Raw genomic sequence first — 11,819 nt, 5'->3', positions numbered from 1 at the left:
GTGTCAGCCATCCATCTTCAGGCCAACCTTGGTCACCCGGTCCGCCTCCGTGGCGCGGGCGACCAGTGTGACCGGGCCCAGTGTCACCACATCGCCCACCACCGGGTGGCCCTTGGTGCGACGGGCAAAACACTCGGCCAGGGACAACTCGGGCGACAGCTGCTGGAACTCGATGCCGTAAACCTGCTCGACATCGCCCAGCAGGGCATCGCCATTGAGCACAAAGTCACCAAAGAAGGTGCGCTCGGCCAGGTGCCGGGGCGCCTGGCGCCCGCTCAGGGCCTTGCCCAGTTCTGACAGCACCGAGGGCGTGGCAAACAGGGCGATGGTGTCGCCGGAGGCCACTTCCAGATCATCCGCCGGCGGCAGGCAGTCACGGTTGCGGAAAATCCCGGCGATGGCCGTGTTCTTCGGTAGCCGGAGCTGGCCCAGTTTGCGCGGTTTTTCCCAGGCCTGGCCCCGCAGCGGGAACAGCATGAGTTCGTGATCGCCGGCGGCGGGGGCATCCAGGGGCAGCCGGCGATAGGGATCCTCGCTGGCGGGGACTTCCAGGCGCAGTTTGCGGGCCAGCGGCGCCATGGTGGTGCCCTGCACCACCAGTGACACCAGCACGATGAAGAAGGCGGCGTGGAAGACCAGTTGGGCATCGGGCAGGTTGGCAATCACCGGAAACAGCGCCAGCACAATGGGCACGGCGCCGCGCAGCCCGGTCCAACTGATGAAGCCGAGTTCGCGCCGGTTGAAGCCGAACGGCCAGAGCGTCATCAGTACCGCCAGCGGGCGGATCAGGAAAATCAGGGCCAGGGCCAGGATCAGGCCGGCACCGGCCAGGGGCACCAGGTCGGAGGGATTGACCAGCAGCCCCAGAATCAGGAACAGGCAGAGCTGGGCCAGCCAGGCCAGACCGTCGTGCACCTGCAGGATCATCGGCATCATCCGCACCCGGCGATTGCCGATCACCACGCCGGTCAGGTAGATGCCCAGGAAACCGCTGCCGCCAATGGCATTGGTGGCGGAAAACACCACGATGCCGGCGGCGGCTACCAGCAACGGATAGAGTGCCGGTGTCAGCCGGATTCGGTTGGCCAGTTCCACCACCACAAAACCACCGGCGACACCGATCACGCTGCCCAGGCCGAATTGCTGCACCAGCATCCAGAGCCCGGACACCAGATTGCCGTCCTCATGCTGGCTGATGATGGTGACCAGCATCAGGGTGAGAAAGATGGCCATGGGGTCGTTGCTGCCGGATTCGATTTCCAGCGTCGCACTGACCCGCTCATTCAAATGCAGGCCCCGGCCCTGCAGCAGCGAGAACACCGCCGCCGCGTCGGTGGAGGAGATGATGGCGCCGATCAGCAGCGCCATCAGCCAGTGCAGTTCGAACACCCACCAGGCCACCACGGCCGCGCCCAGGGCGGTGAGCCCGACACCGACAGTGGCCAGCATGAGCGCGGGCCGCAGGCCCACCCGGAAGGTCTCGGCCCGGGTGCGCATGCCGCCGTCCAGCAGGATCACGCCCAGGGCCAGGTTGGCAATCAGGAAGGCTAGTTCGAAGTCATCAAAGACAATGCCGCCGGGCCCGTCCTCGCCCATCATCATGCCCACCACCAGGAATACCAGCAGCACAGGCATGCCAACACGGCTTGAAAGCGGGCTCAGGACGATGCTGATGACCAGCATCAGGGCGCCAATGAGGGTTAGCGTGGGATCCATCAGACTCCAGACCAAAGGGGGTTGCCCGAATGCGGATTCGGGCCTATATTGCTGATGCCTTCATTATGCAGGCGGGCGTAGCTCAATGGTAGAGCAGAGGCTTCCCAAGCCTACGACGAGGGTTCGATTCCCTTCGCCCGCTCCAGTCCCCGGTCCTTTGATTGTGCTTGCAGGTGGTTGTGCCTACAGCGATGCGGCTGAGCGGGCCGCCTGGTCGTAGAGGCCGGACACGCCCCGGAGGAAACTGGCGATGGAGCCCAGGTCGGTATTGGAAAAACCGAGAGTGCGCAGCGAGTCCACCAGGCAGCTTTCCCGGATTTCTGCGTAGGATTTGCAGACGGACTCGCCCTTGTCGGTGATCGAGTACAGGGTCTCTTTGCCCCGGCGTTCGGACGCCACCACGCCATGCTTCACCAGCTTCTTGAGCGCATACGTAACCGTGTGGGTGTCCTCCACATTCAGCACCAGGCAGATATCCGCTGATTTTTTGGCCCGGCCCCGATGATTAACACTGTGAAGAACGAGGATGTCCAGGGGGCTCAGGTCGGGCAGGCCGGCTGCGTTCATGCATCGCATCATCCAGCGATTGAAGGCATTGCCGGCAACAATCAGCCCGAATTCCAGTTCCGACAGCTCCGCCGCGCGACCGGACAGGTGCGCAGAGGAAACGATCGGGCCGATGTGCTTGGCCTCGGAGGGCGGTGCCGCCTGTTGCTGGCCTGAATCACCTTGTTCATTGTTTTTCATGGTCGTCTTACCTGACTGGGTTCGCGAAAATCGATGGTCCAACACCGGGCTCGAGAGCGACTGCCATCAACTGCCCATCTGATGGGGCAGGAAGGTCGCAATTTGCGGGAACACAGTTATAAGTATTACGCCGGTGAGTAGCAACAGGAAATAGGGCAATGCGGCCAGCGCCACCTTGAGGATGTTCTCCCCGGTCAGGCCCTGGATCACAAACAGGTTAAAGCCGACCGGCGGCGTAATCTGGCTCATCTCGACGACGATCACCAGATAGATGCCGAACCACAGCGGATCAATGCCTGCGGCTTCCACCATGGGCAGGATGATGGACGTGGTCAGTACCACCACCGAGATGCCATCGAGGAAGCAGCCCAGCAGAACAAAGAAGATGGTCAGGGCAAACAGCAGCATTCCGGGTGTCAGCGAGAGGGTACTGATCCACTCGGCGAGTTCCCTGGGAATGCCGGTAAACGCCATGGAGACAGTCAGGAAGTGGGCGCCCACCAGAATGAACGCGATCATGGTGGAGGTTTTCACGGTGCCCATCAGCGCCTGGCTGAAGGTCTCCCGGTTCAGGGAACCGCCATACCAGGACAGCAGGTGTGCCAGGGCCACGCCCACGGCTGCCGATTCTGTGGGTGAGGCGATGCCACCGTAGATAGAGCCGATCACCCCCACAATCAGCAGCACCACCGGAATCAGCGGCTTGCTGCGGCGAATTTTCTCGGCCAGGGGCAGCGCTTCCTCAGCTTCGGACGGCACGCCGTCCGGATTGATCTTCGACCAGATCGCCACATAGCCGACAAACAGGGCCATCAGCAGCATGCCGGGCAGGATGCCGGCGACAAACAGGCGGGCGATGGACTGTTCGGTCGCCACCCCGTAGACAATCAGGATGATCGAGGGCGGAATCAGCAGCCCGAGGGTGGCGGAGCCGGCCAGCGTGCCCAGGATCTGCTTGCGGTCGTAGCCACGCTCGGTGAGCTCCGGCACCGACATCTTGCCAATGGTCGCTGCGGTGGCTGCGGAAGATCCGGAAATGGCCGCAAAGATGCCACAACCGATGATATTGGTGTGCAGCAGCCGGCCCGGAACCCGGCCCACCCAGGGCGCGATGCCGGTGAACATTTCCTGGGACAGCCGGGAGCGGAACAGCACTTCACCCATCCAGATGAACATGGGCAGGGCTGCCAGCTCCCAGGAAACACTGGCGCTGTAGAACGAGGTTGCCAGGCTGGTGCCCACCGGGATGTTGCTGAAAAACTGCAGTGCCACCAGCCCGGTCGCGGTCAGAGCAAACGCCACCCAGAGGCCGGCGCCAAGCAGAACCAGAAGCCCCAGCAGCAGGAGAAGGCTCATTGAGATCATGTCCATGGTTTACTCCTGGGGGCCTTCGTCTTTGATTTGGGTAACCCGACCGGTGATCAGGCCGATGAACAGATCCAGCAATGCGATAGCCAGAAGCCCCAGCCCTGCAACCATGACCGTCTGCGGAATCCAAAGGGGCACCGGCACCATGCCGATCGAGACATCGCCAAAGTCGTAACTTTCGTAAGCGAGCAGTACGCTGAACCAGATGCCATAAACGGTGATGGCGAGCGCAATCAGCGTGACCAGAATGTCGAGCGGACGCTGGACCTTGCCGGGCAGGGCCCGGTGCACGATATCGACACGAATATGGCCGCCGCCCACAAAGGTGTAGGCCAGGCCCGTGAAGGTGGCGCCGAGAAGAAGGAATCCCGCGAGCTCGGCGAGCCCGGGGATCTGAAGGCCCAGGGAGTTCATCCCCAGGGCCAGCAGGACCGTATCCAGAAGCCGTCCCAGCACCTGAAGGACCACCATGATCATGATCAGGGTGAGCTGGAACGCCGAGACAAAACCACCGAAGCGGTAAATCGTGTCTAGAAACCTGCGCATGGCAATCGCCTCTGGATAGCCGTTATTGAGTCAGGCCTCAGCGGGCCCGGTATGCTTCGATCAGCGCCTGGCCGTCGTCACCGGCCTGCTCGATCCATTCCTGGGTCATGGTGTCGCCAACGTCCTTGAGGCGCTTGACCAGGGCATCGCTGGGTTCAGACACGACAATGCCGTTGTCTTCCATGATCTGGATCTTGCTGGCGGTTTCCTTCTTGCTGGCAGCCCAGCCCCGCTTTTCCGCTTCCGCTGCTGCGGTTTCAACGGCGGCCTGAACTGACTCCGGAAGGCGTTTGAACGCCCGGGCGTTCACAATGACCATGTTTTTGGGCAGCCACAGCTGGGCATGGTTGAAGTGGCTCAGGTAATCCCAGGCACGGGTATTGGCGCCGGTGGACGGTGACGTGATCATCGCGTCAACGCGGCCGGTGCCGAAGGCGGTCGGGATGTCCGGCACTTCCACCTGGGTGGGGATGGCCCCCAGCAGCTCCGTCAGGCGTTCGCTGGATTTGTTGTAGGCGCGCATTTTCACGCCCTGAAGTTCCTCGCCGGTTTCGATCTGGAACTGGGTGTAAATGCCCTGCGGCGGCCAGGGTACGGCGAACAGCAGTTTCAGGCGCTGGCGCTCCAGGCGTTTTGCCAGGATATCCCGTGAGGCCTGCCACAGGTCCCACGCCTCGTCGTAATTGCTTGCCAGGTAGGGAACGGAATCCACCGCAAACAGGGCGTCCTCGTTCGCCAGCCGGGACATGATCAGCTCGCCAATCGGAACCAGTCCCCGGCGAACCGAACTTTTGATTTCCGGGTGCTTGATCAGCGATCCGCTGCTGTGAACCGTGATGTCCAGCTCGCCATTGGTGGCCTCCCGGACGTCATCAGCAAAGCTGCGGATGTTGACGGTATGGAAGTTGGAGTCGCCATAGGGCGTGGGCATATCCCAGTTGGTTTCTGCCACGGCCGGGCCCACAAGCGCCGACAGTGCGATGGCCGCAAGGCCTTTTCGAATGGTGTTCATGTTTTTCTCCTGTGTGTCTCACGTTGAGCGTAATCCTGGACCCCGCGATGGCGAGCTACAGGTAAAGCGAGTGCGTACTGCAACTGTTTCTTATTTGGGCAAGATAGTTAGCCTATGAACGCCTGTCAAACATTTCGGTGGTAAACAATACGTACTTATGCGTTGAATCGTTGATAATTTATCTATAAATTGTCTCTAAGGTCAATTTTGGATCGGTTTTTTGTTTGGCGGGCGAGGCCCGGGGGAATGGCTATGTTATTGAACTGTGATATTGGTGAGAGCTTCGGTGCCTGGACCATGGGGATGGATCGTCAGGTGATGCCCTTTATCGACCAGGCAAACATAGCGTGCGGGTTTCATGCCGGTGATCCGGTCACCATGCGCAACACGGTGCGCCTGGCTCTGGCTTCCGATGTTGCGCTCGGCGCTCACCCGGCCTACCCGGACCTTCAGGGCTTTGGCCGGCGTTCAATGGCGCTCCATCCGGATGAGGTCTCAGCCATGGTCAGTTACCAGATCGGGGCACTCTGGCACATTGCCGAATCGGAAGGCGGGAGCCTGAGTTACGTCAAACCCCATGGCGCACTGTATAACGACATGATGCGGGATCCGGCGCTCCTTGAGGCGGTGCTGGTGGCGATCAGGCATTCCCCACGACCGCTTTCCCTGATGGCGATGACGACACGCGATAACGGGCGTATCCGCGCTGCCTGTCAGGACCATGGTGTCGATCTGATTCTGGAGGCCTTTGCGGACCGGGCCTATGACAGCCATGGCTACCTGGTTTCCCGGAGTCAGCCCGGGGCTGTGCACAGGGACAGGGCGTCCATCCTTGACCAGGCCATCCGTATTGCCGAAGGTAGGTCGATCCCGACGATTGCCGGTGAAACCGTGGTCCTGGAAGCCGATTCGCTGTGTGTGCATGGCGACAACCCGGAATCCGTCGAGGTGGTGCAGGCCATTCGTGAGGCCCTGGGGGCTCGGCCATGATGTTCTGGCGTTACGAGGTCACCGGGGTGGATACGGTCACCCTGCATTTCGGGGACCGGATCGATATTGCCCTGGCTGACCGGGTCCATCAGGCCGCCGATGCCATAGCGGCCGACATGGGCGACCGATTGATGGACATCGTGCCCTCGTACACCACCGTGTTGCTCCGTTATGACCTCTCCCGTGACGATCTGTCGAGCCTGCTCAGTGATGTTTCAGACACACTGGCAGACCTGCCGGCCATCGGCCCCGGAGACAGTGACGGCGAGGTGGTGGATATACCGGTCTACTACGACCCGAGTGTCGGCCCGGACCTGGCAGACGTTGCCGACAGGGCCGGAATGACGGTGGATCAGGTGATCGGGCGTCACAGCGGGGAGCTCTATCACGTGTTTGCCATTGGTTTCGCCCCCGGGTTTGCCTATCTCGGGCAGGTGCCGGAGGCATTGGCCGTGCCCCGGCAGTCCACGCCCCGGCCCAAAGTGCCGGCAGGGACCCTGGGCATTGCCGACACCCAGACTGCCCTCTATCCCCTGGCGTCTCCAGGCGGCTGGAATCTCATCGGCCGTACCCCGGTTACCCTGTTTGATCCGGGCCGGGATCAGCCCTCCCTGCTGCAGGCCGGGCAGAAAGTGCGGTTTGTCCCGATCAGTCGTGAACGCTACCTGGAACTGGGCGGCCGTCTGGACGACCTGCCATGGCGTGAAGAGGCTCAAGCACCGGCCAGCGAAGGAGGCCAGCCATGACAGCCACAGCCGGACAGGGATTGGTGGTGACCAGGCCGGGTTTCTTTACCCTTCTGCAGGATGCGGGGCGACGGGGTGTCATGCACCTGGGGCTGGCCGCCGGGGGCGCAATGGACCGCCATGCCTGGGCCTGGGCGAACCGTCTGCTGGGCAACGCCTACGATTCGGCGGCCCTGGAAATCACCTTCGGCAACGTTGAGTTCACCAGCGAGCTGGATACCCAGATTGCGGTCACCGGTGCGGATGCCGCCTGCACGGTTAATGGCGAGCCCCGGCCGCTGTGGAGCACCCTGAGGCTCCGGGCGGGCGACCGGGTGGCCCTGGGCGTACCGAAATCGGGCATCCGTTCCTACATCGCGGTGCTTGGCGGCTTTCAGGTCAGCCGGGGGCTGGGCGGCAGTTGCGCCAGCTTCATCCGGGAGGGCATGGGTAGCCTGAACGGCGATGGCTGCAAGCTGGCGCAGGGGGATCACCTGCCCTGCCTGTCCGGGCTGGCGCCCGTTGCCAACCGGAAGGTGCCGGAGGGATGGCGCCCCGACTACAAAACCCCACTATCTCTGCCCGTTATTCTGGGGGCACAGGTTGAACGCTTCTCTGCAGCGACCCTGGAGACCTTCTTCCAGAGGCCATACACGCTTTCACCCCAGTTTGATCGTATGGGGGCGCGCCTGAAAGGACCGGCCCTGGCGGTGACCGACAACACCCTGATTTCGGAAGGCACCAGCCTGGGGGCTATCCAGGTGCCGTCAGACGGGCAGCCGATCGTGCTGTTGCATGACCGGCAGACCATTGGCGGTTATCCGAAACTGGGGGCGGTAACGCCACGGGGCCTGGATGCGCTGGCCCAGCGGCCCCCGGGGACCGAGGTTCGGTTCAGCCCGGTGGCTCTGCATCAGGCCCAGCGTGAGGAGCACGAATTCCTGTCGTTTTTTAACGCCTGAGATCAGTGCAGTTTCAGCCGCGGGTGCATGGCCCGGGTGATCTTGTCCATCAGCCAGATGATGCCGGTACGCAGGACACCGTGCAGGGCCACCTGATGCATCCGGTACAGGGACACATAGAACAGGCGCGCCACCTTACCTTCGATGTACATGCTGCGGCCGGACAGGTTGCCCATCAGGTTGCCGACCGTGGTGTAGCGACTGAAGTTGATCAGGGAGCCATGGTCGTTATAGACAAACGGGACACCCTCTTTGCCCTCCAGGCGGTTGCACAGGGTCTTGAACAGGGTATCGGCCTGCTGGTGAGCGGCCTGGGCCCGGGGCGGTACCGGGCGTTCGGAGCCCGGCTGCGGGCAGGCCGCGCAGTCACCAAAGGCAAAGATGTTGGAATCCCGCGTGGTCTGCAGGGTCTGTTCCACCGCCAGTTGGTTGCCCCGGTTGGTCTCCAGGCCATCCAGTTCCGCCAGAAACGCCGGTGCCTTGATGCCGGCCGCCCAGATGGTCATCTCAGAGTGCAGCTCACTGCCGTCTTTCATCACCAGGCTTTCTTCACGCACCTCGCTGACCGGCTGGCCAGTCATCACCCGCACATTCTGGTATTCGAGTTCTTTTGTGGCTGCCACCGACAGCCTGCCGGGCAGGGCCGGCAGGATACGGTCCGCGGCCTCAATGACCGTGATGGAGACATCCGAGGACTGCAGGTGATTCATGCCGTAAACCGGAAGCTCCCGGGAGGCCAGACGCAGTTCGGCGGCCAGTTCCACGCCGGTGGCGCCGGCACCAATGATCGTGATGTCCAGATGGTGGGCCTTGCCGTTGTGGGACTCGTGGTTCTTGCGCAGAAAGGCGTTGAGCATCAGGTTGTGGAACCGGCGGGCCTGTTCCAGGCTGTCCAGGAACAGGCAGTTGTCCTGGGCGCCGGGCGTGCCGAAGTCATTGGCGGTGCTGCCGACTGAAATCACCAGGGTGTCGTAGGGCAGGCGCCTTTCGGGGACCACTTCCTCGCCGTCCTCGTCGTGGAAGGGGGCGATAATCATTTCTTTGCTGTCCCGGTCCAGGCCGCTCATCCGGCCCAGCTGGAACTCGTAATGGTGTTTACGGGCATGGGCGCGGTAGTTGATCTCGTTGGCGTTGGCGTCGAGGGAGCCGGAGGCGACCTCGTGTAGCAGGGGTTTCCAGACATGGGTCAGCCCCGAGTCCACCAGGGAGATTCGGGCCTTTTTCTTTTTGCCCAGGCTGTTGCCCAGTCGTGTGGCCAGTTCCAGACCGCCGGCACCGCCGCCGACGATAACGATATGGTGAAGCTTCTCCATGATGTCAGTGCCTTGCCCGATAATGATCAAGAATGCCGGCCATGTCCTCGGCCAGCGCCCGGAGTTGCTCGCCTTTGGTGCCTTTCTCGGCCATGTCACGCAGCGCCATCATCTGGGCCTGGAACAGCCGGCCCAGCCGCTCGCAGTCGACGTCCGGCGCCAGTTCGCCGGTGCTTCTGGCCTGCTCCAGCAGCCCAATCAGGGTCGCTTCCAGAGAGCCCAGGGCTTCCCGGGCCTGAATGGCCAGGCTGTCGTGGGTATGGCGGGTTTCCAGCAGCGTCTTGACCACCATGCAGGCCCGGGAGGGGCAGGTGTCGTTCTGGCAGCTCTCGGCTGCCTTGATCAGATAGGCCTGAAAGCCATCGACGATACCGTCGTACTGCTGCATGTGGTCGTTCAGGTCCGCGCTACCCGTCTCAGCGTACAGGGCCAGGGCTTCTGAAAACAGGCCGTCCTTGCTGCCGAAGGCGGCATAGATGCTGCCGGGGCGCATATCCAGGGCCTGTTCGATCTGTTTCATGGAACTGCCATGGTAACCCTTCTCCCAGAACAGGCTTACCGCCTTTTCCAGCGCTGCAGTGCGGTCGTATTGCGGGTGTCTGGCCATGTCCACTCCAATGGCTGAATATTGAAGGTTTGCTCAATTTTAACTTGAGCGATTGATCAATAACAGGCGGCGGCCACCCCCGGAAGTGATCCGGATCATGTTGCCCTGCAGTAGGTGTGGTGCCCTGTATCCTTTGCTAATCTGATGGCAGTTGTGTTCTGGTGACTGAATCGAAGTTCTTGTCAGCACCGTAAAGATCGAATTCCTGACAATGTCTGAAGGAGAGTAACCGTGAAACTAGAGGTTCGAGGAATCGAGGAAGGCAAACCCGTTCCGGAGAAATACGCCTTTGGCGTATTCAGCGAAGAGGACCACATGAGTTTTGGCCCCAACCGTAACCCGGAAATGGTCTGGGACGATGCGCCGGCGGGGACGAAGAGTTTTGTGGTGATCGTATTTGACCCGGACGTGCCCAGCGTCGCGGATGACGTCAATCAGGAAGGCAAGACGGTGCCGGCGGATCTGGAACGGGTGGACTTCTTCCACTGGCTGCTGGTGGACATTCCGGCCACCACCCACCGGATTCCGGAAGGGGAAGACAGCGACGGTGTTATTCCCAAGGGCAAGAACCCGGGCCCCGGCCCGATTGGCATCCGCGGGGTCAACAACTATACCCAGTTCCTGGCCGGCAATCCGGACATGGCTGGCACCTACGGCGGCTATGACGGCCCCTGCCCGCCCTGGAACGATAGCATCATCCACCATTACCACTACGAGGTTCATGCCCTCGATGTTGAGACCCTGAACCTGGACGGTGAGTTTGACGGCCCGGCCGTACGCGAAGCCATGGCAGGGCATGTTCTGGCCAGCGCAAGGGTGACCGGCACCTACACCCTGAACCCGGACCTGCGCTAACCGGCGCCTGCCGGTTCATCAAACTGTCGCATCGTTGTCACCCGGCTGTCACCGGCCCTTGCCAAGGTGGCTCCAGGGTCCTGAAACCAGGGCCCGGAAGCACGGGAGGCCTCATGCGACAGTACCGCAGCGTATTCATCTCCGATGTCCATCTGGGAACCGCTGACTGCCAGGCGGAGTACCTGCTGGATTTCCTGCACAATGTCCGGTGCGACACCCTCTATCTGGTCGGCGACATCGTGGACCTGATGGCGATGCAGCGCCGGGCCCATTTCCCGGAAAGCCATCGCCAGGTGATTCACCGGCTGATTGAGCTGGCCGCCTCCGGCACACGGGTGGTGTACATTCCCGGCAACCATGACGAATTCTTTCGCCGTTTCTGTGACCAGACATTCTCCGGTATTGAATTGCAGTACAAGGCCATCCACACCACCGCTGACGGCCGCCGGTTCCTGGTGTGTCATGGCGACCAGTTTGACCAGGTGGTGCGCTGCAGTCCCCTGATGTTGCTGGTGGGGGATCGGGCCCATGGCCTGCTGCTGCGACTGAACCGCTGGCTGAACGCCCTGCGCCGGCTTCAGGGCAAGTCGTACTGGTCGCTGGCGGCATGGACCAAGAGCCGGATCGGCAAGGCCCGGACCTTTATCCGGCGTTTCGAGCTGGCGGCGCTGACCGCTGCGGAGAAAGGCCAGTACGACGGTTTCATCTGCGGCCATATCCACTCCGCCGGCTTTCTGCGCAGCGAAGATGGCCTTTACTGCAACGACGGCGACTGGGTGGAACACTGCACGGCGCTGGTGGAGCAGGCCGATGGCCGGCTGGAGCTGCTGCACTGGTCCGAATCGCCGGTCACCCTGAGCCGGGAGCCCGAAGCGCCCAGCCCTGAGCTGGCTGGTGATGCCCGGCCGGCTGTGGACGCCCTGCCGGCGTCTTTCCTCGAACAGTTCAACGAGCCGGCAGGCTGAGGCCAAGCCCCGC

General features: G+C 62.1%; 12 protein-coding genes and 1 tRNA gene. 6 read left to right on the top strand and 7 right to left on the bottom strand.

Annotated elements, in window-relative coordinates; all coding sequences use genetic code 11:
- Window positions 1-3: 3 nt before the first annotated feature.
- Window positions 4-1,716, bottom strand: coding sequence for a potassium/proton antiporter (locus HNR38_RS08005; protein WP_183701850.1), 1,713 nt, complete (start codon window positions 1,714-1,716; stop codon window positions 4-6).
- Between the two features lie 71 nt (window positions 1,717-1,787).
- Between HNR38_RS08005 and HNR38_RS08000 the strand changes: the two genes are divergently transcribed.
- Window positions 1,788-1,861: transfer RNA gene (locus HNR38_RS08000), tRNA-Gly, on the top strand.
- 38 nt (window positions 1,862-1,899) lie between these two features.
- Here the strand turns inward: HNR38_RS08000 and HNR38_RS07995 are convergent.
- The 4 genes from HNR38_RS07995 to HNR38_RS07980 form a co-directional block, all read right to left on the bottom strand.
- Window positions 1,900-2,463 carry a winged helix DNA-binding protein gene (locus HNR38_RS07995; protein WP_183701847.1) on the bottom strand — a complete coding sequence of 188 codons (564 nt, stop codon included), beginning with the start codon at window positions 2,461-2,463 and terminating at the stop codon, window positions 1,900-1,902.
- Between the two features lie 66 nt (window positions 2,464-2,529).
- Complete coding sequence (locus HNR38_RS07990) at window positions 2,530-3,834, bottom strand: TRAP transporter large permease (RefSeq protein WP_183701845.1); 1,305 nt, start codon at window positions 3,832-3,834, stop codon at window positions 2,530-2,532.
- Between the two features lie 3 nt (window positions 3,835-3,837).
- Window positions 3,838-4,377: a TRAP transporter small permease gene (locus HNR38_RS07985; RefSeq protein ID WP_183701842.1), complete on the bottom strand. Its 540-nt coding sequence runs from the start codon at window positions 4,375-4,377 to the stop codon at window positions 3,838-3,840.
- 37 nt (window positions 4,378-4,414) lie between these two features.
- A complete protein-coding gene (locus HNR38_RS07980; RefSeq protein ID WP_183701839.1) occupies window positions 4,415-5,389 on the bottom strand; it encodes a TRAP transporter substrate-binding protein in 975 nt (324 codons plus the stop codon).
- Between the two features lie 252 nt (window positions 5,390-5,641).
- Between HNR38_RS07980 and HNR38_RS07975 the strand changes: the two genes are divergently transcribed.
- From HNR38_RS07975 to HNR38_RS07965, 3 genes are read left to right on the top strand one after another with little or no spacing between them, the layout of a single operon-like run.
- Window positions 5,642-6,379 carry a 5-oxoprolinase subunit PxpA gene (locus HNR38_RS07975; RefSeq protein ID WP_183701836.1) on the top strand — a complete coding sequence of 246 codons (738 nt, stop codon included), beginning with the start codon at window positions 5,642-5,644 and terminating at the stop codon, window positions 6,377-6,379.
- Window positions 6,379-7,125, top strand: a complete 747-nt coding sequence (pxpB, locus tag HNR38_RS07970; protein WP_183702064.1) for a 5-oxoprolinase subunit PxpB — start codon at window positions 6,379-6,381, stop codon at window positions 7,123-7,125. Before HNR38_RS07975 ends, pxpB begins: the two co-directional genes overlap by 1 nt.
- Window positions 7,122-8,066: a 5-oxoprolinase subunit C family protein gene (locus HNR38_RS07965; RefSeq protein ID WP_183701833.1), complete on the top strand. Its 945-nt coding sequence runs from the start codon at window positions 7,122-7,124 to the stop codon at window positions 8,064-8,066. The genes pxpB and HNR38_RS07965 overlap by 4 nt, the downstream gene beginning before the upstream one ends.
- A gap of 2 nt (window positions 8,067-8,068) precedes the next feature.
- On the opposite strand, the gene HNR38_RS07960 is transcribed toward HNR38_RS07965, so the two are convergent.
- Window positions 8,069-9,379 (bottom strand): NAD(P)/FAD-dependent oxidoreductase, encoded by a 1,311-nt coding sequence (locus tag HNR38_RS07960; RefSeq protein ID WP_183701830.1) that lies wholly within the window; start codon window positions 9,377-9,379, stop codon window positions 8,069-8,071.
- A 4-nt stretch (window positions 9,380-9,383) separates the two neighbouring features.
- The gene (locus HNR38_RS07955) at window positions 9,384-9,986 is read right to left on the bottom strand and encodes a TetR/AcrR family transcriptional regulator (protein ID WP_183701827.1); all 603 of its coding nucleotides are present in this window, start codon (window positions 9,984-9,986) and stop codon (window positions 9,384-9,386) included.
- A 231-nt stretch (window positions 9,987-10,217) separates the two neighbouring features.
- On the opposite strand from HNR38_RS07955, the gene HNR38_RS07950 reads away from it, so the two are divergent.
- Entirely contained in the window at window positions 10,218-10,841 is a 624-nt protein-coding gene (locus tag HNR38_RS07950) for a YbhB/YbcL family Raf kinase inhibitor-like protein (RefSeq protein WP_183701824.1), read from the top strand.
- Window positions 10,842-10,954: 113 nt separating this feature from the next.
- The gene (locus tag HNR38_RS07945; protein ID WP_183701821.1) at window positions 10,955-11,806 is read left to right on the top strand and encodes a UDP-2,3-diacylglucosamine diphosphatase; all 852 of its coding nucleotides are present in this window, start codon (window positions 10,955-10,957) and stop codon (window positions 11,804-11,806) included.
- Window positions 11,807-11,819: the final 13 nt, after the last annotated feature.

This window comes from Marinobacter oulmenensis, assembly GCF_014201735.1.
GTDB lineage: Bacteria > Pseudomonadota > Gammaproteobacteria > Pseudomonadales > Oleiphilaceae > Marinobacter > Marinobacter oulmenensis.
The sequence above is the reverse complement of the archived record's forward strand: the minus strand, read 5'-3'. Positions and strand labels throughout refer to the sequence as shown.

Bases quoted from the DNA above. Each gene is read 5' to 3' on its own strand.
- HNR38_RS07955 (WP_183701827.1), bottom strand. From the start codon at position 9,986: ATGGCCAGACACCCGCAATACGACCGCACTGCAGCGCTGGAAAAGGCG.
- pxpB (WP_183702064.1), top strand. From the start codon at position 6,379: ATGTTCTGGCGTTACGAGGTCACCGGGGTGGATACGGTCACCCTGCAT.
- HNR38_RS07995 (WP_183701847.1), bottom strand. From the start codon at position 2,463: ATGAAAAACAATGAACAAGGTGATTCAGGCCAGCAACAGGCGGCACCG.
- HNR38_RS07990 (WP_183701845.1), bottom strand. From the start codon at position 3,834: ATGGACATGATCTCAATGAGCCTTCTCCTGCTGCTGGGGCTTCTGGTT.
- HNR38_RS07975 (WP_183701836.1), top strand. From the start codon at position 5,642: ATGTTATTGAACTGTGATATTGGTGAGAGCTTCGGTGCCTGGACCATG.
- HNR38_RS07985 (WP_183701842.1), bottom strand. From the start codon at position 4,377: ATGCGCAGGTTTCTAGACACGATTTACCGCTTCGGTGGTTTTGTCTCG.
- HNR38_RS07980 (WP_183701839.1), bottom strand. From the start codon at position 5,389: ATGAACACCATTCGAAAAGGCCTTGCGGCCATCGCACTGTCGGCGCTT.
- HNR38_RS07945 (WP_183701821.1), top strand. From the start codon at position 10,955: ATGCGACAGTACCGCAGCGTATTCATCTCCGATGTCCATCTGGGAACC.
- HNR38_RS07960 (WP_183701830.1), bottom strand. From the start codon at position 9,379: ATGGAGAAGCTTCACCATATCGTTATCGTCGGCGGCGGTGCCGGCGGT.
- HNR38_RS07965 (WP_183701833.1), top strand. From the start codon at position 7,122: ATGACAGCCACAGCCGGACAGGGATTGGTGGTGACCAGGCCGGGTTTC.
- HNR38_RS08005 (WP_183701850.1), bottom strand. From the start codon at position 1,716: ATGGATCCCACGCTAACCCTCATTGGCGCCCTGATGCTGGTCATCAGC.